Source organism: Pyxidicoccus sp. MSG2, assembly GCF_026626705.1.
Taxonomy (GTDB): Bacteria; Myxococcota; Myxococcia; order Myxococcales; family Myxococcaceae; genus Myxococcus.
On sequence record NZ_JAPNKC010000002.1, the window covers coordinates 1 to 21570 of the forward strand.

At 66.2% G+C, this 21570-nt stretch carries 15 protein-coding genes; 2 read left to right on the forward strand and 13 right to left on the reverse strand.

Annotated elements, in window-relative coordinates:
- Positions 1 to 371 precede the first annotated feature (371 nt).
- Positions 372 to 1499, reverse strand: coding sequence for a ParB/RepB/Spo0J family partition protein (locus OV427_RS49890; protein ID WP_267863605.1), 1128 nt, complete (start codon positions 1497 to 1499; stop codon positions 372 to 374).
- A complete protein-coding gene (locus OV427_RS49895; RefSeq protein WP_267863606.1) occupies positions 1486 to 2271 on the reverse strand; it encodes a ParA family protein in 786 nt (261 codons plus the stop codon). The genes OV427_RS49890 and OV427_RS49895 overlap by 14 nt, the downstream gene beginning before the upstream one ends.
- Positions 2272 to 3018: 747 nt before the next feature.
- Between OV427_RS49895 and OV427_RS49900 the strand changes: the two genes are divergently transcribed.
- Complete coding sequence (locus OV427_RS49900; protein ID WP_267863607.1) at positions 3019 to 3381, forward strand: hypothetical protein; 363 nt, start codon at positions 3019 to 3021, stop codon at positions 3379 to 3381.
- A 514-nt stretch (positions 3382 to 3895) separates the two neighbouring features.
- Here the strand turns inward: OV427_RS49900 and OV427_RS49905 are convergent.
- Entirely contained in the window at positions 3896 to 5596 is a 1701-nt protein-coding gene (locus OV427_RS49905; protein WP_267863608.1) for a ParB/RepB/Spo0J family partition protein, read from the reverse strand.
- Between the two features lie 1561 nt (positions 5597 to 7157).
- Complete coding sequence (locus OV427_RS49910) at positions 7158 to 7475, reverse strand: hypothetical protein (RefSeq protein ID WP_267863609.1); 318 nt, start codon at positions 7473 to 7475, stop codon at positions 7158 to 7160.
- A gap of 984 nt (positions 7476 to 8459) precedes the next feature.
- On the opposite strand from OV427_RS49910, the gene OV427_RS49915 reads away from it, so the two are divergent.
- Positions 8460 to 9032 carry a DUF6788 family protein gene (locus OV427_RS49915; RefSeq protein ID WP_267863610.1) on the forward strand — a complete coding sequence of 191 codons (573 nt, stop codon included), beginning with the start codon at positions 8460 to 8462 and terminating at the stop codon, positions 9030 to 9032.
- A gap of 16 nt (positions 9033 to 9048) precedes the next feature.
- On the opposite strand, the gene OV427_RS49920 is transcribed toward OV427_RS49915, so the two are convergent.
- The 9 genes from OV427_RS49920 to OV427_RS49960 form a co-directional block, all read right to left on the reverse strand.
- A complete protein-coding gene (locus tag OV427_RS49920; RefSeq protein WP_267863611.1) occupies positions 9049 to 10143 on the reverse strand; it encodes a replication protein RepA in 1095 nt (364 codons plus the stop codon).
- A 46-nt stretch (positions 10144 to 10189) separates the two neighbouring features.
- Positions 10190 to 10729 carry a lytic transglycosylase domain-containing protein gene (locus OV427_RS49925; protein ID WP_267863612.1) on the reverse strand — a complete coding sequence of 180 codons (540 nt, stop codon included), beginning with the start codon at positions 10727 to 10729 and terminating at the stop codon, positions 10190 to 10192.
- 105 nt (positions 10730 to 10834) lie between these two features.
- Positions 10835 to 11059, reverse strand: a complete 225-nt coding sequence (locus OV427_RS49930; protein ID WP_267863613.1) for a hypothetical protein — start codon at positions 11057 to 11059, stop codon at positions 10835 to 10837.
- Positions 11060 to 11235: 176 nt separating this feature from the next.
- Positions 11236 to 11871 (reverse strand): hypothetical protein, encoded by a 636-nt coding sequence (locus OV427_RS49935; RefSeq protein ID WP_267863614.1) that lies wholly within the window; start codon positions 11869 to 11871, stop codon positions 11236 to 11238.
- Positions 11872 to 11885: 14 nt separating this feature from the next.
- Positions 11886 to 12305 carry a hypothetical protein gene (locus tag OV427_RS49940; protein ID WP_267863615.1) on the reverse strand — a complete coding sequence of 140 codons (420 nt, stop codon included), beginning with the start codon at positions 12303 to 12305 and terminating at the stop codon, positions 11886 to 11888.
- A gap of 243 nt (positions 12306 to 12548) precedes the next feature.
- Positions 12549 to 17384 (reverse strand): Ig-like domain-containing protein, encoded by a 4836-nt coding sequence (locus OV427_RS49945; protein WP_267863616.1) that lies wholly within the window; start codon positions 17382 to 17384, stop codon positions 12549 to 12551.
- A 95-nt stretch (positions 17385 to 17479) separates the two neighbouring features.
- Positions 17480 to 19843 (reverse strand): protein kinase domain-containing protein, encoded by a 2364-nt coding sequence (locus OV427_RS49950; RefSeq protein WP_267863617.1) that lies wholly within the window; start codon positions 19841 to 19843, stop codon positions 17480 to 17482.
- 14 nt (positions 19844 to 19857) lie between these two features.
- Positions 19858 to 20784, reverse strand: coding sequence for a DUF2381 family protein (locus OV427_RS49955; protein WP_267863618.1), 927 nt, complete (start codon positions 20782 to 20784; stop codon positions 19858 to 19860).
- Positions 20785 to 20845: 61 nt separating this feature from the next.
- Entirely contained in the window at positions 20846 to 21568 is a 723-nt protein-coding gene (locus OV427_RS49960; RefSeq protein WP_267863619.1) for a hypothetical protein, read from the reverse strand.
- Positions 21569 to 21570 lie beyond the last annotated feature (2 nt).

Sequence of the window (21570 nt, forward strand, 5' to 3'; positions counted from 1 at the left end):
GGAGAGGGGGGTCGGGTAAGCGGAGGGTCCGGACAGAACAGGTGGGAGGTAGGAAATTCGGGGCCAAGGCCAAGGAGTATGCGGATTTACGCGCCCCTACATCGCGCAGGACCCACACATCGACCACTTCCGGCTCCGAAAATTTTTTTTCGGACCCTTTTTCGGCTACCGATGATATGCACAAAACACCTACGCTGGACGATAGCGGCCCCAAAAATGACGTGCACACGTCATTTTTGATCTCGCTACGTCGACTCCGCGCCCCTCGGCCACCCCGACGACGACGTGTACACGTCATTTTTGAGTCTGCTGCGAAAGCAAAACACCCCGGCGAACGCTTCAGAAATGACGTGCGCATGTCATTCTGGCCGTCACTTCGTATCCGAGCCCTGTGATGCGTCGCCCGCTGCATCTCTGGCGGCGTTCGCGTCATCGGCTTGCAGGAGTGTCTTGCGGTTTTGAATCAAGTGTTCGAGCTTCTCCCGCAGTTCGACGATGGTCTCCTCGGACGCGTCCGCGAGCATGCGAAGATTCACATTGAAGACTGAGCCCTCCACGCGAAACACGGCGGGCTTTGCCCGCGCAATTCCCTCTTTGCTCTCGCTGGTCGCGCGCTTCACGAACTCCTTGACGCGCATCAGGTTCCAGCCGTCTTCTAGCGCTCGTTGAATGTGGCGTGCAGTCAATAGCGTCGCGCGCATCGGCTCGGTCTTCCGGAAGTGCTTGTGGAGTTTTCCGAATTCGATTGCTGCGTCGCGCGAGATTGTGCGGTCGGCCTTCCGCGGCTCGGCCGGTGGCAGAAGAAACGCCCCGCCCTCCGCAGCCGCCGCGAGTTCCGCCTCAGTCCGCATGAAGGGAGCGAGGTCCTGTCCCCGGACCGCGGCATGCACTACGGCGGGGCAGTCATCGTGTAGTTGGAGAAGGGTTCGCACCTTTCTCTCATCCATCCCAATATCTGCAGCAACGTCGCTCGCCTTTTTCAGCTCGTTGAGTTCTCGGTACTGTGCGAGCGACGCGGCCTCATCCATTGGATTGAGGTCTTCCCGCACCATGTTCTCGTGTAGCGCTTGCCGTAGAAGCTCGGAGTCGGGAACGCCAATCTTGAGTTCGACTCGAAGGTGAGCGAACCGTGCCCTTTCGTCTTCAGTCGCCTCCTTGTAGAGGAGCTTCACTGCCTCGGCGCGCGTGCCGCCGGCAATGAGCATCACCCGTCCGTCTTCGAGTTGCTTGCCGCTCGCCGCCTGAAGCTGGCCCGTCTGCTTGATTGACGAAGCGAGTTCCCGAACCTTTGCGGGATTCATCCAGAGTCGCGGCTGGAACTTGTTCTGGACGACGAGCTCAATCGGCACAAGAACCGTCGTCATTTGCTCGTACCGTCGTCCGGGCTCATACGTCAGCTGGCCGCCCTGGACGGAAACAGGCGCCGCCTTGCTGGCTGCAATCTCGTCCTGGAGAAATGCGTTCGTGGAGCCAGCGGGGGATGGCTTAGTATTTCGCACGGGAAACAACCTCCTCAACGAGACTCATGTATTGCTGAGAGCCCTTGTGCTCGGGCTCCAGAAGCACAATCGGCTTGCCCTCGCCCGAGGCGGCCCGGATGGCAGTCGCTTCGTCAATCACCGTCTTGAAGACGAGCGCGCCGAAGATTTGCTGCACCTGCTCCAGTGCCTGTCGCCGGACGGTTTGCCGGCTATTGAATGTGCCGAGCACTCCGAGAATCTGCGCACGCGACTCCAAGTCCAGGCGGACCTTCTCGACGAAGGTCCGGAGCGCAACTGCGCCAAACGCCGCGAGCGGCGAAAGCTCAATCGGTACCAGGACATTACGGCACGCATTCACCGCGTTGATTGCCAGCATGCCCAGATTGGGAGGGCAATCGACGATTATCCAGTCGTACTCCTCGTCCACTCGCCCCAGCGCGCGAACCAGCTTCTGGTTTCCGCTCATGTGGTTTTCCAGAAGGCGCATCTCCAGCAACGGAGATGTCGACTTCATCGCGGGCACAACGTCAAGCCCTGCGAGGCCCAGCTGGGCTCGCTGGGGGCTGAACTCGCCCTCACCCAGCACGAACTCGGCGGTGCCGTATCCCCCCTTCTGCTTGACGAGATGCGCGAGCCCGACACAAGCGGTCGCGTTGCACTGTGGATCGAGATCCACCAAAAGAACGCGGCTTCCGCCCTGAGCGAGAGCTGCCGCGCAGTTCACCGCGGTCGTCGTCTTGCCCGACCCGCCCTTTTCATTGAGGACTGCTATCCGCTTCGACCTTCCCAAGAGCGCCTCCAGTTGCGCGGCACCATACCGAATGAGCAGGACGCTCGCTCGGCCGACCGCCAGGGCCCGGGATTAGCACTTTGAAGTGCATTTTTTCCACCAACAAATGCAGCAATGGCCCACAGGCACCTGCGACCCTGCCGAGTGGCCGAGAGGGGAGAGGTCCCGCCATAGTCCGGCCCCCCCAGGCCGGCACAGGCAGACTCAGCCTGCGGGCCTGCCGCGCCAGCTGCTATTGCTATGCGGGACGCGCTGGGCGCGCACGTCCCATCTGAACACCAATGAGGAAGCGTGATGGCACCCGTGGATGCAGAACTACGTTACGCCTTCTGGGCCTCCCCACCTCCGCTCCCTCGAGGAGTCACAATCCTTCGGACGGAAGCCTGCGTCATGCCGCAGTCGGGCCCTCCCGGGCACGCGATTTACGACCTGGCCGAGGTGCGGCTGGGCGACGCTCAACTGCCCGTGTTGGTGGGCTACCGTACCCCCCTTCACCCTGTCGACGTCCCGACGATGCGTGAGCGCCTCCGCCGTGTGGACGAGCACATCCAGCGGCGCACCATGCCCCACGCCCAGCCTGTGGAGCGAGCGCCAATGATTGCCACAGACTCTGTTTCCTCCCGAGTCCTCGATGTGTGTGAACGCGAGGGCGTGGCCGTCATTGACCAGAGGGGCACATTCTTTGTCCGCGCTGGCGGCACCCTCATCAAAGTCCACGGGAGCCTCCCTGCTCCCAGCAGGCCGCGAATGCCTCTGTTTCAGGGAAAGGGATGCCGCCTTGTTCGGGTTCTGCTTCAGAATCCCAATGAGGCACAAACAATCCGCGCGTTGTCACAGCAAACTGAAACGAGTTATGCAGTCGCGCGGGGACTGCTGCGTCAGCTCATCGTGGATGGATATGCCGAGTCAATAGAGGACCGACACGGATTCCGCCTATCCCATCCGGTGGAGTTGATTCAGGCGTGGCTCAAGAGCGAATCGAAGACTGCAGTGGTGGAAGGATTCAACGCCGCCTCGACCACGCCGGACTTGCTTCAACGGGCCTTCTCCAAGTTGCAGGAGCAGGGGGGTCCGCGCAATCTTTACTCTTGCCAGCGAACTTCTACCTGAAGAGAGGTTCGTTTCCGGATTGCCGCACGGACTGTACCTCTCGGGATCCATCAAGGCGGCAGTCTCTGCGTTTTCGCTGCGGTGCATCACCCCCCACAACTTCTGGGTTCTACGCGCAGAGCCTGCGGCCGAGACCGAAGCAGGTGGCATCTACTATGCGCCTCGGCAACTCGCGCACGGACCTGGCGTGGGGCTTCCTCAACTGTGCGTTGACCTCCATCTCAGCGGAGGCCGAGGGACGGAACAGGCTGAAGAGTTGGTGAGGCGCTACGCTCAGGCGCTCGTCGCACTACCCACGCTCCAAGGGCAACCGTGATGCCCTACGGACAGACGTCGGCGAGGGTTTGGGAAGAGGGGAGCGTGGCGGCAATTAAGCCTAACGCATCCTATCTATCAGGGCACGCCCCACACCCTCGAGTATGAACGCGCTTCAGTTGCACCTCCACGCGACCCCGCGCGGCCAGGGACGGTACGGTGCGCGCCGTCATTTGCGCCGGCACGCACCCGAAGCAGATTACGCTGCCGACAACGCGTCGTCGTCCGCGTCGTCACTGGCTTCTGCGCCGACGTCTGCGGAGGAGGGGAGCGAAGCCGGCGACACCTCGTCCTTCTTGACGTGGCGACCGCGCTTCGAGCACGCCGCCTCTCTCCTGGCGGCGACACGCGCGAGCGCCTCGGCCTCCAGGTTGGGTACCTCCAAGCCGAAGAGGCTGCAGCCGTCAAGGAATGCGGCGCCATACGTTTCAGCATAGCTCGGCGTCGCGAACCTGACGGCGACGGCCTCGACCAGGAGGCCGGTGAGCTGCTGGGCCGTCATCGTCTCCACTGCCGCAAGCAACGTCTGCTCTGCGCTGGCCGTGTCGCGTCGGGTGAAGCCGCGTCGTCTCGCGAGCGAGCGGCGCACGTCCTGCCACGAAGCCTCCAGCACGCCGCGAGTGACGTAGCGAAGCACCTCCACCGGCAGGCCCCCCGCCTCAGCTGCTGCCACCATGGCCTCCAACCCAACATCGACCGTCGCCCGCTTGCGCGACTGAGCCTCTCGCTGGGCGGCCTCAGCGGCTCGCGGGTCCGACGCGGCCCCAGCCGATGGACCACCAGTCGCGCTCTCTCCTTTCGCTGTCGGAGCCTTGAGGCCAAGCGCTTCCAACGCGGCGGCGGCCTCAGCACGCAACACCAGGCGGTGCCCACGGCCGTTGTCATCGCGGGCGAGCGTGACCTGCAGGCGCGCCTTCTGGAGGACGTCCCTCCAGGTGCGGTTGCCCTCCACTTCGGGGCAGGGTGCGGCGAGGTCGACGTACGGCGCTCCCGGAATGAGGCGGCCGCCGTATGCGAAGAGATGCCGGCTCGTCTCCTCGTCGAGAATCTCCTCGCCCCTGGCGAGGGCCTTCTCGCAGGCGAGCGTCCACGCCGCCGCCGTTTTCTGCGCAAAGCACCCCCCGTCCGTGCAGAGGTTTTCCTGAGAGAAGTCTCCAAAAAGGTCCGCGTTGGCACCAGTCCGCCTCGGGCACGTCGTGCATGGCCCCGCCTCCGGCACCAGCGCCTCGCTCTTCGTGTCGAACGCGGCGTCGCGGAGCGAAAGCATGTACCGCTCCGCCACCCGCCGGCAGCGAGCGTCGCTGGAGATGCCGTCCGGCGAAACGAGCTCGCGCAGCGCACGAGCCTGCACCTCCGCGCCCGGAAGGCGCGCCAGCGTGAAGGCGCCATACTCCGAGAGCGAACCAGCGCGGAACGCGGCGGCAGCCTCGGCGCACAAGCTGTTGAGGCTCAACCGCCGTACCACATACGCCCGAGACTTCCCGATGCGGGCGCCAACCCGCTCAGGGGTGTACCGGTGCTGGGCGAGCAGCTCCGCGAAGCTCTCTGCTTCCTCCAGCGGATGGACGTCTTCGCGGCAGAGGTTCTCCACATGCTGCAGCTCGCGCACCTGCTCGTCGGAGGCATCCATGAAGATGACGGGCAGCAGCTGCAGCCCGGCGCCGAGGGCGCCGCGCTTTCGACGGTGTCCGGCGATGAGCTGCGCCTCGTCCCCCACCATTCGCGCGAGGACCGGCTGACACACACCATGGAGCCGAATGCTCTCCGTCAACTCCGCGAGCTTCGCAGGGTCGTACGTCTTCCGGGGCTGGAACGGCGAGTCGTGCAGCCGCGAGATGGGCCACAGGACAGGTTGCAGCGGGACAGGCGAGGGGAGGGGACTCGAAACAGAACCTTCCATGAACAACCTCTGCCGGCGTGGAGCCGGTCGTGTCTGCACCCGGGTCCGTCCCAGGTGGGCGCCGGGGCGTTGTCACCCGTCAGCGTGAGAAGGTTGTAGCAGGTAGGTCCGACATTGAGTGACGTCGCGCGGGCGACCATATTTCAGCTCTGACAGGCCCGGTTATCGACACAACCACCCGGGTTGTAATCACCGACACGCGCGACAGTTCAAGCTCCGCGACGCGGGGCCTCCACGCACGCGTCACCGGGCGCCCAGGCGCGGTAGCAGCCCCGTAGACGTCTGCGCCGTTGAGGCACTCCTCGCCTTTGGCGAGGAACGGATGCGCCGGCCGGAAGTGGTGGACGCAGTCAAGGACGCGCGAAGCGCGCCGCGGCACGCGGGCGACAGCTCCTTGACGGCGGCCACCACGGACGGCACCTGCGGAGAGAAGGGGCACCGAATGGACGGCCTCGGGCTGCCGCGGAATCTGCACAGCGGAGCGAGCCGTTCGGTTCCTCTCATGCGGAGTCGTCGCCCAGGAGGCGCCGCTCGAGGGCGCGCGGGGAGGTGCTCCTCGCGCGCTGGATTCACCTTCGGCGGCGTGACGCAGCGGCTGCAACGAGTTCCGGACGCACGACGTCGGCTGCAACGCCGGCGGCCAGCAGTGGACCCTGCTCGGAGTAGGCGGGCGCGGAAGGGGAGGGGAGTTGCTCGGAAACGACTGCGAGGCGGCGAGCCTTCGCGAAACGCTTTAAAGCCCGCGCGAGAAGGAAAGCTACGACAGGAGGGGCGAGGAGAGGGCGCCAAGTGCCGAAGTCCACCACCAGGTGCACGCCAAGCACGAGGCCCGCGGCGGCGAAGAGCAGGGCGGCACGAACGCGAAGGCGGTGGACCAAGTGGCGACGAACTCGGGAGCTCATGCGAAAAATCGCCCCCGGCACGCTCGGGGGGAGGTGGTGCCGGGGGCGACGGGGCAACAAGGTTTTTGTCAGTGAGGAGACCGGGCGGCAACTGCAGCCTGAGTGAGAAGGTCTCCGCTCTGAGATAGCAGCGTCCGAAGCGCCTCCAGCGGTTGCCTGAGTGAAGGATTCAGGGACGCGTCGACAACAGCAGAGGACAGCTCCGAGGCGGCGGAGGCGACATGGTCTCTCGCGCGCTCGATGTGATTACAGGCGGGAGAGTCAATTGTCATCGACAAGGAGGTCGGCGAACTCAGGAAGCTGAGCAGGCGAGGAGAGAGGAAGTTCCGAGTCCCCGGCGTTGCGACGGAATTCTACGGACGGCAGCGGAGTAGGCTGCATGTTCGGAGAAAGCGCCTGGAGCGGCACGGTCCGCTCGAGGATCGCTCTCGTCATGAGCCAGCACGTCTTGGTGGTAGCCCTATCCCAGGACGCGCGGCCGGGAGCAGCCCTCTCCTCGCCATGAATCACTGTCGCCTGATTACGAGGCGCCCCGTCGGTGGAGTATTTGCCGGGCTTTCCACAAGCACCGCAAGTTACGTCCATGCCCTCGGTGAGAGCGGTAGACGATTGAGTGGAAGATGTTTCCATAGCAACTCCAGAGTGAGCGGTGGGAGGTGTTAGCGGCGCCGAAGCGTCAGAGCGCCGTAGAGCTGGAGAACGCCAGTCCCCGTTCCAGCAACGGTGTTGAGACGAAAAGTGCCGACCGTCCGGAAGACCGGCTTGCCGCCGTTGCGACCCGGCTTCCGGCGACTCGACTTCACCGTCCACTCCGACTCCCCGGCGACCAGATCGAGCTGTGAGGAGGACTCAAGGAAGGCCACGAACGAGAAGTCCGCGCTGGACGGAAACATGTTGAGCTCGAGTTGGCAGTCGCGGGGGCCGAGAAACGCGTCGCCGACATGTTGGGGTTTCTGGAACCCCGGCTGTTCGGCCATCAAGCTCCACTGCTCCCGTTGCACCTTCTGCGGGGAAGCGGCCCCCGGAAAGGAGGGTGCAGGTGTTGGTGGAGAGGTAGCGCTCAAGAGGGCTCCGACGTGGAACGCGGTGAATCCAACGCACTCAATCATGCAGCACCGACACTAAATAGTGCAAGAACTGGCAACACAAGTGCACAAAAGTGTAGGTGGGGAGAATTTGGGGTCGCGCAGCATGGACGGGCGTCCGGAAGTCGGGACGGGCCCGGCGAAAGCGGCAGCAGCTCCTGCTCACCGGGGTGTCGCGGTAGGCGGACGCGGCGAAGCCGCGCAAAAGCCCAGGCACACCACCAGTAAAGCCGCAGAAGGTAGCCTGATGACCGCAGGTGCGTCGAAGTCCACCGGCCACCCCTATCCTCGATGCCCGCTGGAAAGCATCAGGGCAGGGAAGTGGGTGGCTTCCGCATGCTTCCCGTGGAGGCGCGCTTGCGCGCCGGAACGTCCAGGCTTGAGGGCCCGTAGGGCCCGGATCTCCGTGTTCCGCTTTAAAATCTATTTGCAGGGGCTTAGAGGCAGATCTCTAGATAGAGGCAGTGCTAACTGAGAAGCTATATGCGGGGAAGCGAAAATCGCGGCTAAGCACATGAATTTACATGGCTTTTATATATGGTCACACCGCGACTTTTTGGGGTGCCCCCGCATAGGCTCTTGGGGTGCCGCAGCACACCCTTTCTGGGGTGCCACAGCAGCCTTTCTGGGGTGCCGCAGCAGCCTTTCTGGGGTGCCGCAGCACTCCAAGCTATGGGGTGCCGCAGCAGGGATAACCCAGGTTTCTGGGGTGCCGCAGCACACCCTTTCTGGGGTGCCGCAGCAGTTTTCGTGGGGTGCTGCAGCAACCTCGTGGGGTGCCGCAGCAGGGATAAGTCCCTTGCTGGGAAGGCGGCCGCGCTCGGACGTCGGCCCCTTTGGCCGTCTTATGTCCCCAGTCTATGGTACATAAGATAGGTGCCGGAAGACGTCTCCCTCACCGAGTTGCTTCAGGACCTCACCCCGGATCAAGCGGCGCAGCTCTCCCAGGCGCTCAGGCGTCTGCGGCGGCAGCTCGCAAGCGGCGAGGCCCTGCAGCTCGGCGCCATCATCATCCGCAAGCAGGTCGTCCGGTGCGGGAAGGCACGCTGTCGCTGCAACGCGGCCGTGGCGGCCGCCGCGGGGGTGCCTCCCTCGCTGCATGGGCCGTACTGGTACGCTTGGTGGTGGAGTGCGGCGGGACAGAAGCGCTCCGCCTACGTTGGTAGAGAAGTGCGACGCAAGCGGGTGGACGCTCAAGTCCGGGTGTTGGAGGGCCTGGCGATGACCCTGGCGGAGCTTGAGGAGCTCGCCGCCGTCACCGACGAAGAGTTGGACAGGGGGTGGGCGGGTGAAGCCCCTGGGGACGCAGCCAGGGCCCGGCTGGCGGCAGCGCTGGCCCGGGGAGAGCTATCCCGGAGGAGAGACGGAAAGGTCGACGCGCCCGCAGCCATCACCTGGCTGGAGGCGCTAGGCGCTCTAGGGTTTCGCCAGCGGCGGCGCCGGGGTTGACGAGGCTGTTGGGCCGTCAGTCGCTGCTTGGCAGCAGCCTCGCGGGCACGTGCGTGGGGCTCGGAAACAGTCTGATGCCGCCGCGGACATACTGAATCTTTGCCTCAGGGTAGAAGACGAGGGCCTTCGCGGCCTGGAGCTTGAAGTCGCGGGCGAACTCATAGGGATTCGTGTGGACGGTGCCCATCTGCTCCATGAGCTTCTTCCATGGGATGGGCGGCGTGGGCTTCTCGAGGCCGTGCATTCGGCCCGTCCACCAGACGTAGATGTCCATGGCGAGACTCGAATGCGCGCGAGCGAGCTCGCGCATCACCCGCATGTCGACGGGGGTGTTGTGCTTCAACAAGTGCTGGAAGAAGGTCTCGTTGAGACTGACCTCCGACTGCCAGAAAGCGCGTTTGTCCGGGTCGCTAGGGTCCCAGAAGAGAATTCTCGACTCGATGGGGAAGATGTTCTGGCCCGTGTCGAGGTACTTGGCCTCGCGCCAGGTGGTGCCGTCCTGGCCTGAGGACCGGTACTGCCAGCTGATGCTCGAGGTCAGAATTCGCCTGAGCTGATTGCGGATAGCCGCTTCCGACCCGCTCGGGCCGCCAGTGCGGGGAAGCTGCAGCTTTCGCATGAAGGCGCCGAAGCTGTCGCCGAGCTCAATGCGCCGCGACCGCGTCCGCACCGCCTCCGTGCCCAGCCACGCGAACAGAAGCCGAGCGTGCGTGCCGAAAGGAAGGCCCATCCGCTTGTGAGTCTTCGTCGCCTCGTCGTACTGCAGGCCGGTGCTGAACGTCAGTGTGAACCGGCCATTTTGGCGCGTCCACGCTGCGAGGTCCCCCGGGTCCTTGTGGGGGAGGGCGGTCTGCACCAGGAGCTGACTGAAATAGCCGAGTTCGCCGGCGTCTAGCGCCGACTGGTGGTGCACTTCCGCCGCCGCAGCCCCTAGCTTGCTCGCATTCTTCACGCTGAGCCGGCGGGCTCGGGAGGCGGAGGACTCCCGGGGCTTCACCGCGGCTCCAACTCGTGCTGGGTCCAGCGAGTCCGCTCCAGGCGCATGCGCTTCGCGCGTCCCGAAGACGCCGGGGTACAGATCCAAGGTCGCAGTCGATTTGGTGTCGCTCATGGCGCCTCGCGTACGCGCGTTGGAGTTACTGTTGATCGACTCCGCCCTAACGGGTAGGGGGTGGCGTCCGAATTCCTGTGGATCGGACGGCTGCAGACGTTTGCGGTGCTGCTACAGGGTGCTTCATGCCTGCCGCAGCTCGGTACGCGTAGAAGAAGCCGAGGACGGAGCGGACGTACTCCGGCGTTTCTCCGTTGTCCGGAAGCGGCGCTCCCAGCTCTCGAGGCCGAGCGTTGTAGGCAACCAGGACGGAGATGACGTCGCCCTGGTAGTGCCGGAGGAGCACGGCGAGCAGCCGGGTGCCAGCGAGGATGTTGCGGGCCGGGTCCACCAGGTCCTCCACGGTGACCCCGAGCAAGGGGGCGTTGAAGGGCATCACCTGCATGAGGCCCAGGGCGCCGGCCTTCGAGCGCGCTTTGGGGTTGAAGGCGCTCTCCCGGCGAATCACCGCCTTCACGAGCTCCCGAGGCACGGGGTAGGTGGGAACGGTGGCAGCGACGGCCGCGTCAATCTCCCGCTCGAACGGAGTCGGCGTGTCGAAGGGTGGAGGCGCTGCTGACAGGACGAGCGTGAGGAGTAGCAGCATGGGCAGTCGATGAAATGAAAACGCCTGCCGCGACGCGGCAGGCGTGAAGGGGCCGGCAGGATGGGAAGCGCGAACTCCACCACGTGGTGAAGTCAGCGCTGGGCGCTAGAAGATGGAGGGAACCGACGTCTTCACCGGCCGAGCCGCGGCGGAGGGAGCCTTCGCGGGGGTGCGTGAGGCGGCGGGGGCGGACGGCGGCACCTCGCGCAGCGTCGCGTAGCTCCCCAGCGCGAACCCCAGGAAAACGGCCAGCGTCAGCGCCGGCCGAGCCATCAGCAGCCTGAAAACCACCATCAGGACGGACGCCAGGAACGAGAAAATCAGCAGCACGGCAACCTCCGGGGAGCGGGGTGTGCGCAGGCGACGTACGCAGCGCGAGCCAGATTCACCACAAAATGCGCTGCACGCACCAAATAGTGCAAAACCCTCGGAGCCGCAAGGCCCCGCCCATGAAAAAGCGGGCTCGGCTCGCGCCGGCCCGCCTAGGAATGCTGCTGGTGCTACCTCTACAGGTACCAGCTCCAGGAGAACGTCACCGGGGCCATGAGCACCAGCGCGGGCTCCGGCCCCACGAGCAGCTGAACCCGTGGCTGGAACGACACGCTCCAGTGGTCGCCGGCCGCCCACTCCATGCCGAGGACGGGGGACAGGACCAGGTTGTTCGCGGTGAAGTCCCGCAAGGGGACCTCATAGGCGACGGGCGCGGCCGGGTTGCTGTCGTCGATGTGCTCCATGCTCGAGTAGCTCCGGTGACTCCAGCCCACGTCGAGCCCCAGGGAGACCCGCCACACCATCCCGACGAGGTAGCGCGGCCCCACAACGGCCCCGTACCGCTGCACTGTCTCCCGGAGCGTCCCTCTGAAAGCGCTGCCCTCGGAATTCAGCGTGACGCCGTTGTGCCACCCGGTGACGGCGGGCTCCCAGAAGGCCGAGGCAGTCAGCTCCAGGCGGTTGGAGAGCGCATAGCGGCCGCCAAGCCAGACCGAAGGCGCGGTAAGCCGCAGGGTGCTGGAGTCCGGTGCATAGGGCGCGCGGAGAAAGGGGGCGGAGACGCCGCCGCCGGCGTCGATGCTGAGGGCGCCCCTGTCTGCGAGGGCGACGCTTGGCAGAACAGCCAGAAGGAGGAAACAGGCAGCTCGCATAGTGGAACGTGCTCCTACTGCGTCACCATCAACGTGAGAGGCCCAGGCACGACGAATGGATAGTTGAAGAGTTCGTTGCCGCTGCTTCCCGACCGCACGTAGAAGGAGCGCACCAGGACGCCCGACAGCGGCGTCGTCCCGGTCACTGGCTCGCAGGTCCCCGTAGCAGCACGCCGGACGTACCCAGGCACCCACTCACCCCGTGTTTCCGAAACCCGGTAGGCAGCGGTGCCGCTGCCCACAAGCCAGCCAGGTGCGGCGTTCGGGTCCGTGACGAACGTCCCGTCGCGGCCAACTTCACGGCATGGAGAAGCAATCGAGGTGAAGTAGACGTCCACTCTTTGGGCGATTTCGCCGGTCGCAACCGACCTCGTCACCAATAGCTGTTCGGTGCGGTCCTGTAAGTCAACGGTGTAGGGCTCAACCAGCGTCACGAGCCCGCTGGTGAGGCCGTAAGAGGCTCCGAGGGTGCCCCCATCCGCCTGAGCGACGCGAACCAGGGGACCGCCTGCGGGCCCCTGAGGGCCTGCCAGGCCCTGAGGGCCTGCCGGTCCCTGAGGGCCTGCGGGCCCCTGGGCCCCAGCGGGGCCGGTGGGACCGACAGGGCCTTTGTCGCCGGAGCATGCGGAAACGAGGAGAGCTGCGATGAGGATGGTGCCGGAGCGCATAGAGGCCCTTCAGTTGTTGGTCAGGTCAACCTCGCCGGTAATACCACCGGAGGCGACGAACCGCGGTGCCCCAACCGCAGGGAAGTTGCCGGCACCCGCGTCATAGGTCGCCATGGCGTTGATGACGTACGGGAGGGCGAGCGAGAGGGACGCGCTGGTCATGTCTCGGTACAACAACGCACGTCGACGGCTGGAGAGCCGCTGGCGGTTGTCATTGGGGTCGGTGCAGCTTTGCCCGCCCGTTTCCACGGTGTAGTCGAGTGCGTAGAGGTACTGGTACCTCGTCCCGCCCTCAACGGTGAACTGAGGCATGGTGCCACGGTTGCGTGGAACGAGGGCGTAGAGCACCAACTCTCCCGGCACGGCCCCGGAGGCAGCTGGCACCCGCCACGCAGCCCTTTCGTTCAACGAGTAGCCACCAGGGGCGAGCGAGGACTCTGGCTCGTTGCCCGTTGGAGTCGGAGAAAGGTAGCCGGCCGACTCCACGTCGCTGCGCGCTTCAGCCACGGTGGAGGGAGAGGTGTAGCTGGGCACGACGCAGCTCCATTGCTGGGAAGAGCCAAGAGGGTGAATAGGGTTCGACAGCACCACGCCATCCTCGACTTCGCAGGGGAACTGAGGCCTCGGTTGGCCACCCGCGCAGGTGTCGTACGCGCCGAAGAGGTCCCAATGCTGCAGGGCCGGGAAGGAAAAGCCGTCGACCGCTGTCGCGGTGGTGGATGAGTCGTCCACCTTGCGGTGGGTGTAATTCTCCTTCAGCGTCCACGTGCCAGCGCCAGTGCTGGTGAGGTTGACGACCATCGGAATTGAGTGCGGATTGCGGACGCGGAATCGAGCGAGCCTCATGTGCGCCTTCCCCTCGAAAGCCAGGGTGCCTGGAGCCCAGAGATCATCGTAGGTGAAGAGCCCAACCCGATAGCCATAGGGGCTTTTAGGGTCCCTCGCCGAAGGGTAGGCGTCCTCCTTGAGCACAGACAGCATCGGCGAAATGAGATGGAAGGTCACCGACGCCGCCGCGCTGGTCGCGGAGTTGCCAGCAGCGTCCCGCGCCGTCACATGAATAGTCAGGGTGACTGGAGTCTGCGTCGCATTGCGCAACCCGGGAATCGTGTCGACGGTCAGGGGGAGCGCGTAGGTGACGCGGGAGCCTGCCGGGTCTACCAATAGCAGCGAACCGGAGCTGGAGCTGGGAGCGCCGCACCCAGCGCAGGTGATGGCGTAATCTACCCCGACGATTTCGGACTCGGTGGCGGCTCGGACGACGGAGTATTTCAGCCACGGGGTGTTTGTGGTGTTGGAGGACGAGAGGTCGGTCCCGTCTAGCGGGCCAGGCGCGATGCGAGTAACAGCCTTGAAGACAAGGCTGCCCGCCGTCAGGGCCACAGAAGGACTCGACACCTCGTACTGCACAGGGACGGCAGGCACGCCAGGAGCAGTCTCCTTGTGCCGGATACCCGCCTCGGGACGATAGAAACCGCCTTCGACCAACTCGACAGTCGGCGGAACCGTGTCGCGTCGAACCGTCGGAGTCAGCTTGTAGGGATGGCTGCGTGACTCGCCGCTGTTGGCCGGCGTGGCCGTGTCGACGGCCCACACGTGGTACTCGATGTCGCCTTCGCCCGTGGCGGGCAGGGTGAGGCTCCACGTGCCCTGTGCGTCCTTCGTGGCGGCAATGGGCGTGCTGGAGCCCACGCGGCGGCCGTACACACCAGCGACGCCGGCGGCGCTGTCCACGGCGCGAACCGCAAACGTGACAGTGTTGGCGTTGGTGTTCTGGACGGGGGCTGTCGCGAAGGACAGCACCGGGGCCTCGCGGTCCAGCGCAAACGTCTGCGGCTTCGAGCGGCAGTTGCCGACGACGTCGCACGCGGCGAAGGTGGCCGTCACGGAGCCATCCGCGGTGCCCGCCGCCGGCGTCCAGCTGCCCACCACGTGCGTGATGCCACTCACGGACGCGCCGGTGAGGCCGGCGACGGAGTGGGACGCGACGCCGTTGGTGTCCGTTGCGGTGGAGTCCACAGGCACCGCACCCGCGCCGTAGAAGGCCGCGGCTGCAGGAGCAGAGACAGCAAGAGCCGGAGCGGCGTTGTCGACGATGAGGACATAGCGTGAGGTTGTGGTGTTGCCGAGGGTGTCCTCCGCAACGGCGACGAGCTCGCTCGTGCCGTCCGCGGTGGGAGTCCACATGCCGGAGACGCGCCCCGAGGCCGTCTGCTGCCCATTCAGGGCATTTCCGTCCGCAGTCACCGTGAGAGCCCGTACTCCCGACGCCTCGGGGTCCACCGCGGTGGCTTCGACGGTGAGCGTGTTGGCCACCACCTTCGTATCGCCGACAGGCGCGGTGTAGGCTGTCCCGTTGTCTCCCATGAAGGTGATTCGCCAGCTCACCACCGGGGCATTCGTATCGAATGGCGTGGGCGGCACGGCCGAATCGAAGAGACTCGAGGTGTCGAGGCTGATGGTGTCGTAGACGTTCGGCTCGGCGCTCCTGAAGTCCGCCCGCGCCAGGCCACTGCGGTTGTGCGGGCCAGTAACGAACCGGTCCAACGCAACGGCCAGCCGGACGCGCAGCTCGTCCGCGGAGAGCTCATAGGCGGGAGTGCCCAGGACGCGGAGCAGCAAGCCGCCCTCGCGGCCGTCGAAGCGGCCGTCCGAGATGTCGCGCTGCAGGAGCGTCAGCAACTTCACCGCGTCGAAGCCCTGGACGGGGCTCAGGCCCGCGCTGAGGGCAATGCTGCGGGCGAGCTGGTTTAGGGAAACGTCGGGCAGGGCCGCGAAGACGACGTCACGCAGCGCCTGGCTGGGCGGCTGGGTGAGTGAGGCAGGGACAATCCTCCGCAGGGCCCACGGCGTGGCGCCGGCAACGTGCTTCTCGAAGAGGACGTCCACCACCGACAGGGCGTCAACATACGAAGACGCCGGAAATGAGGAGTTCTTCCCGCGCGAGTAGGCGCGGGCGGCCGAGTCCGCCAGTGTCGTGTAGAGCGTCACCGGGGCGACGAGCGTTTCCCCCGTCTTGTAGTGGCGGAGACTCGAGGTGAGCGTGACTGCGGCGGGGATGCTCACCGGCGCTGTCCCATCCGTCGGGTCCACGTAGGACAGCGTCGAGGAGCCTGACACCTGCAGCTGCACGGGCCCGTCCCAATTCTCCTGGGAGAGGGAGAAGGTGAGGGTGCCGTCAGCCTCGGTGGGCCCGCCCTCTCCGAGGACGGAGCCTCCAGGCCGGCTGGCGGGCCCGCCCGTCGTTACGTCAAGCGCCACGACTCGGACGGTGGCGCCAGCAATGGGGTTGCCGGCGGACACCGAGACTTTCACCGTGCCGAGAGCGACGTTGTCGACCTTCACGACGACGGACACGTCGGTGGATGCTCCGAAGGAGTCCTCGGCATGGAACACGAGGACCTGCTCGCCTTCAGGCGCCTGCGTCGTATCCCACTGCGCGGCGTAGCTGTCCGCGGCAGCGAGCGTGTCAGGGCCCACTCCGGAGGGAGCGTTGCGGAGCTCCAGACGGCTGACGACGCCCTGCTGAGAGGTGGCGCTCGCCGACAGGAGCACCCGCCCACTCAACGTTGCGCCGTCTGAGGGTGCGGAGACGGAGACGGAAGGCCCGCGGTTGGACACCGTGACGGCCACGCTCCTCGAGACGGTGTTTCCCTTCGCATCCTCCGCTGCGACGGTGAGGGTGAGGGGGCCGTCGGGAAGGGCGGACACGTCTAACGTTCCCTTGAGGAGGGCGCTGGTGCCGTCGATGACGGAGGTGAGCGCGACAAGGCTCGCGGGGGCGGTGAAGCGCAGGGACTTGATGCCGCTCGCATCCACAGCCCGAACCTCCACGGGAGCGGAGCCGCTGACACCTGTATCGGCCGCGGGCTTGAGCCACGTCACCTCGGGTGCATCCACGTCCACCTCGGCGGCCGGGCCGCCCGCGAAGAGGTACTCGTCGACGGAGCCCGCCATCGCGTTGATGAGGCTGCGGACGTCTTCCAGCCGCAGCGCGCTGGCATTACGGGGCCCCGAAACGAAGACGCCGATAGCAGCGGCGAGCCCGCTACGCGCCGTCAACCCGTCCAGGGCATAGGAGGCCTGGCGGAGCTGCCCAGCAGGGCCGGCCCCGTCGAGGCGGCCGTCGGCGCCGTCCGCCGCGAGCGCGCTGGTGAGCGTCGCTCCGTTGACGAGGGCCGCGCTGACGCCACTCTCCTGGGCAATGGTGGCGGCCTGCTGCGACAGCGCGGCGAGCACCAGCCCCGCGCGCACCTGGGGCGTCAGCGTGGTGGCGCCCGCGACGGTGAGGTCCACTGGGGTGGCAGTGCGCCAGTCCACGTCGCCGAAATGCGCGTTGAGGTGCGAGTACGCCTCGCCCACCGCCTGCGCCAGCTCCTCGCCGGCCGCTACGTGGTGAGCCGCGAAGGCGGCCGTCAGGGTGGAGATGGGCGTGACGCGGACACCGATGAGGTGCTCTCCGCTGCGGTAGGAAGGAATGACAGCGACCATTTCCCGCCCGCCAAGGGAGACAGGCGTCCCGAGGGCTTCGTCCACATAAGTGCCGGAGCTGCTGACGACGAGCAGCGCTCCGTTGTAGCTGCCAACGGGGACGGTGAAGGCGCCGCTCTCGTCCGTCCGCGCAGTGCCAAGCGCGGTGCCTCGAACGAACTTGGCGTCCAAACGGTAGACGGTGACGCTCGCATCTTGGACGGGGCCCTTGATGACAACGCCAGCCACCTCGCCGGCGCTGGTGCCGATGGGTTGGACGGGATTGCCACCACCGCAGGCAGAGACGAAAGCGAGACAGAGGGAGAGGAGGCGGGCGCGGGCCGGCCGAAAGGCTGTCGTGAGACGAGGGTGCATGGTGACCTCCGAAGAACTCAAACGCCCCTTAGCACCATAAGGTGCAAGGGGCGCAGTAACACGTGCAAATAGGTGCGGGAGGCGACGTCAACCGCTCAGAAGGCGGCTTTGACAATCACTTCAAAATCTTTGCCAGCATCCAGGAAGAGCACGTCCTGCGGGGTGGACGTCCCACCTCCGCCCTGCTGAAGAATGGCGCCGCCCGCGCCGCGGACGACGTCGGCGGCGGTGCCGCCCGTCACCGTGCTCAGGACGGTGGAGGCAGCGCCCTTCGCCACCTCCGCGCCCACGTCGGTGCGGGGCGCGGCAGCCGCGACGCTGCGGGTGGCACGAAGGCCCGCCTTCTGCTCCGCGGTGTCCAAGGCGAGGCCTTGAAACTCGTACGTGGCGAAAGAGGGGAGGCGGACGTTGGTGAAGGAAATGAGGAAGCGCCCGGCCGACGTGCTGCAGGTGCCGTAGAGGCGCGTGCGGCTGGGGAGGACGACTGCCCCCCGCTCCACGTGTGCCCGCACCAGCTCCGCCTCGACTGGGCCGTTGGCGCACGCGTCGCTGTCGACGTTGTTCTTCAGCCTTGCCTTGATGTGAGCGCCCATGGGCACCCCCAACTCTGCAACCTTGGCGCTCCCGGCGTCAGCGGCGCCGGAGCTCGACACCTGAAGCCATGAAGGCGTGGGCGGCGCGGCCGGCGCGCGCGCTACCTCGGCCGGCGCCTGGGCGGCCGTTTCACCGGCGCCCGCCGTGAGGGCGCCGTCAGGAGTGACTCGCGGACGCCCATACTCCCGCGTCAGGGCCTCGTTGATGCGGCCGGCTTCGCCGCCCCTCGGCGCGCGGACTGCGCGAGTGCCTTCCGTCGGGGGTGGCACTGAAACGGAAGCGCCCGTCGCGGGTGCAGCGGGAGCGGGGACTTGAGGCGTCGGAGTCGCCTCACGCACCTGCGGAGGAGGCATTTCGGCGACGAGCCCCTCGGAAGACAAAGAAGGCGTGCCGCCATCGGAATAGGCGGTGAGGAGGGTACGCGGCGCGTCCTGCGGAGTACCCGGCGCGCGCATCACGAGGCCCACCACAAGCGCGGCAGCGGCCGCGGCGCCTCCCGCGACCAGCCATGTCCGCGAGGAAGGAGGAGGCGGAGGTGCGGGCCGACGGAGGGCCTCCTGAACCTCATGGATGGCCGTGGCAAGCTGCCCGGCCGGCGCAGCAGCCGCAGGCGCTGCGCCGGCCGGCGGGGTGTAGCGCAGCTGGTGGCTGGACGGAGGTACGAAGGCAGACGTCTGCGGTGTAGGGGCCGACGGAGGCGCCGCGCTCGTTGAGGGGGCCGGTGCGGCAGCGGCAGGCCCTACAGGAATGCCGGCGGAACTCGGCACTGGCAGGGCGGACGCACTGGGGAGGACCGCGAGAATGGCCGAGTCCCGCACCACCTCTTCGGAAGGAGGAGAAGCCGCCGCGAGCGCCTGCACGCTCGGACTCGTCAGACGCGGCGTGGGCGCACCGCCTTTGCCAGGACGCATCGGCACGGGAAACGGCTGCAGCCACTCCGCCGTCGACGACGTCGCCAGGCACTCGTCGACAGCTTCGGCGAGCGCCATGCCAGAGGGCGTTCGCTCCTCGGGCTTCTTCGCCAGGAGCTTCGCGAGGAGCTCGTCCACCGCGGGCGGCACCGCCGGGTTGTGCGACGAGGGGGGGGCGATGGGCTGGTTGAGGATGATGTCAATCAACCTGCCAGGAGACTCCTCCTTCTCCGTGGTGAAGGGAAAGACGCCGGTGAGCGCCTCGTAGAAGAGCACGCCGAGTGCCCAGAGGTCCGTCTGGGGCGTGTTGACGAACGGCTGAAGGTTCTCCATCGCCTCCGAGCCGGCATAGGCGCAGTACTCGGGAGACCAGAACGGCACCGTCCCCACCATGCTGTAGTGCTGCGTCACCGTCCTCGTGGACAGCGGGCGGGCAATCCCGAAGTCGATGACGACCGGCTCGTCATCCACCAAGCGGACGAGGATGTTCGCGCTCTTGAGGTCTCTGTGGAAGATGCGCAGGCGGTGCATCTCCGCCAGCGCGGTGCCAATCGTCCGGAAGACTCGAAGGATGACGGTGAGGCTGGGCTGCTTCTGGACGCGCCACGTGAGCAGCGGTGGACCGTCCACGTAGTCCATGACGAGGTACGGGTAGCCGTACTCAGGCTCGGGCCAGACGTCGTGCGCGCGGATGGCGACGATATTTGGGTGGTCCAGCCCGTTGAGGGCCGCGACTTCCCGGCGGATTCGCGCCTCTTCCGAGCGCCGCTGCTCCGCGGTGAGCTCCTCGAGTTGGAAGGTGGCGATTTTGAGGGCGTACACCTTGCCCGCGCGGGTAGCCCGGTAGGTGGCACCCATGGCCCCAGTCCCGATGAGGTCGACAATCGAATAGAAGCCAACCACCGTGCCGGGAAGCAGGTAGCGGGGATTCACCTTCGTAGGTGTGGAGTCCATGGGTGCACCTCGGGTTACAGCTCGACGTTGTTCAGCGCGACGTGGCGCGAGCCCGCTCGCTCGAGGAGGCGGAGCGTGAAGCGCTGACCCGTTGTCTGGGTCGGCGTCGTGAAGGCGATGACCACCTTCGTCACCTCGCCAGGGGGCAGCTCGGGAATCTCGCTGTTGAAGGTGACCACCTGGGCCTCGGTGGAAGCGCCGCCGCCGGAGACGCCGATTTCGGCGCGCTCCATCTGCCAGACCTTGTCAGGGTCGCGATTCTCGACGGTGAGGACGACATACGACTGACCGAAGAGCCGGTAGACGGCGCGCGTCTCCACCAGGAGCCGTGACTGCTTGTCCAGGTGGCGCGCATTGAGGCGGCGCTCGACGGTGAACGCCTGCGGCTTGTCGAAGTCCTGGGAGAGAATGAGGGAAGCGACACGACTCACCCCCGCCGTGTCCGCCGTCGACTGGCACTCGTCCAGGCGCGCCTGCAGCGCCATGAGCTTGTCGGTGAGGGCGGCGGCGCTGCTGGGTGTCGCGCGCGCCTGGAGCACCAGCTTGATTTCTATCTGGACGTCCACCTCGGCGGGCACAGTCACCAGGCGGAACGACTGGACGGTGCCGTCCAGAAACGTCAGCGTGAGGGGGAACGTCTCTCCGGGCGCCAAGTCTCGCTGGGGACTGAGCACCAGGACTTTATTCTCCTGGAGCGGCAGAGGCGCCGGCACGACATGGGGGGGCGCCGCGAGGATGGCGCCTCCATTGCCTGAAATCGCCTGCGGGAGGACCAGCGTCGTCGCAGCACCGGCGGCGACGCGGAGCTCGTGGATGTCGCTCGCGTTCGCGTCGCTGATGATGATGGTCCGCGACTTGAACTCCCGCCGAGGAACAGACGTCTGAGGGGCGGGACTGGTGGCCCCCTGCCCGAAAGCCGCAACTGAAACAAAACAAGACATCACAGCACACAAGCACACGGTAATCTTTTGCACAGTTTGCCTTATACAGGTGTTGGTGAAATCACGGTAGAGAGGGGCCGGCACCGGCGTCAGCCGGTGTCGGAGTTGGGGGCGTAGTTACGGCGAAGTCTCGAATCACAAGGCCCGAAGGCCGGTGCATCGTTCGTGCCTCCACGCCTTGTACGAGGTCCACCTTCACGCGGTCCGTCTTCGGCGTCGCGCCGGTGAGCAGGTCGGAGCGTGTGCGGGAAAGGAGAGCGCGCACGTGAAGCAAGCTGTCGGTGCGCTCGACAAGCTCCACTGACTCGAACTGGAGGTCCGTTCGGACCTGCGCGGCCTTCCATGTTTCCAGGACGCGCTGTGCCGCGTATTCGCGCTGGAGTTTCGTGGCCAGGGCCCCGTCCATCATCGCCAGCGCTTCTGGCCACGTGTTTTCCAGGGTGCTGCTGTTCACCCCCAGCACCAGCGAGAGAAAGTGCCGAGTCGTCTGGAGTACCTCCGCCTCGCTGGGCTGTCCCTTGGCCTTCTGAATGGCGAAGAGGATGGAGTCGCCCACCGCCGCCCGCGGCACGTAGGTGGCCTTCCCGTCCGGCGTCACCAGCACCACGTCTGGCGCGCGGTCCGCCAGGTGGACATTGGCCACGGTGAAGAGGGCGATGACGGCCAACTGCACCAGCAGCACCCAGTTCTTCCACGCCCCTTGTCGCGCGAATGCGACCCATACCGCCGGCGGCGCCGGTAGCGAGGAGGGGCTCGGCATCACAGTCTTGAGTTCGGCGGCCATTG

Coding starts and splice junctions, on each gene's coding strand:
- OV427_RS49955 (WP_267863618.1), bottom strand. CDS start 20,784: ATGTCTTGTTTTGTTTCAGTTGCGGCTTTCGGGCAGGGGGCCACCAGT.
- OV427_RS49910 (WP_267863609.1), bottom strand. CDS start 7,475: ATGGCCGAACAGCCGGGGTTCCAGAAACCCCAACATGTCGGCGACGCG.
- OV427_RS49920 (WP_267863611.1), bottom strand. CDS start 10,143: ATGAGCGACACCAAATCGACTGCGACCTTGGATCTGTACCCCGGCGTC.
- OV427_RS49935 (WP_267863614.1), bottom strand. CDS start 11,871: ATGCGAGCTGCCTGTTTCCTCCTTCTGGCTGTTCTGCCAAGCGTCGCC.
- OV427_RS49900 (WP_267863607.1), top strand. CDS start 3,019: ATGCCTCTGTTTCAGGGAAAGGGATGCCGCCTTGTTCGGGTTCTGCTT.
- OV427_RS49960 (WP_267863619.1), bottom strand. CDS start 21,568: ATGGCCGCCGAACTCAAGACTGTGATGCCGAGCCCCTCCTCGCTACCG.
- OV427_RS49945 (WP_267863616.1), bottom strand. CDS start 17,384: ATGCACCCTCGTCTCACGACAGCCTTTCGGCCGGCCCGCGCCCGCCTC.
- OV427_RS49905 (WP_267863608.1), bottom strand. CDS start 5,596: ATGGAAGGTTCTGTTTCGAGTCCCCTCCCCTCGCCTGTCCCGCTGCAA.
- OV427_RS49950 (WP_267863617.1), bottom strand. CDS start 19,843: ATGGACTCCACACCTACGAAGGTGAATCCCCGCTACCTGCTTCCCGGC.
- OV427_RS49925 (WP_267863612.1), bottom strand. CDS start 10,729: ATGCTGCTACTCCTCACGCTCGTCCTGTCAGCAGCGCCTCCACCCTTC.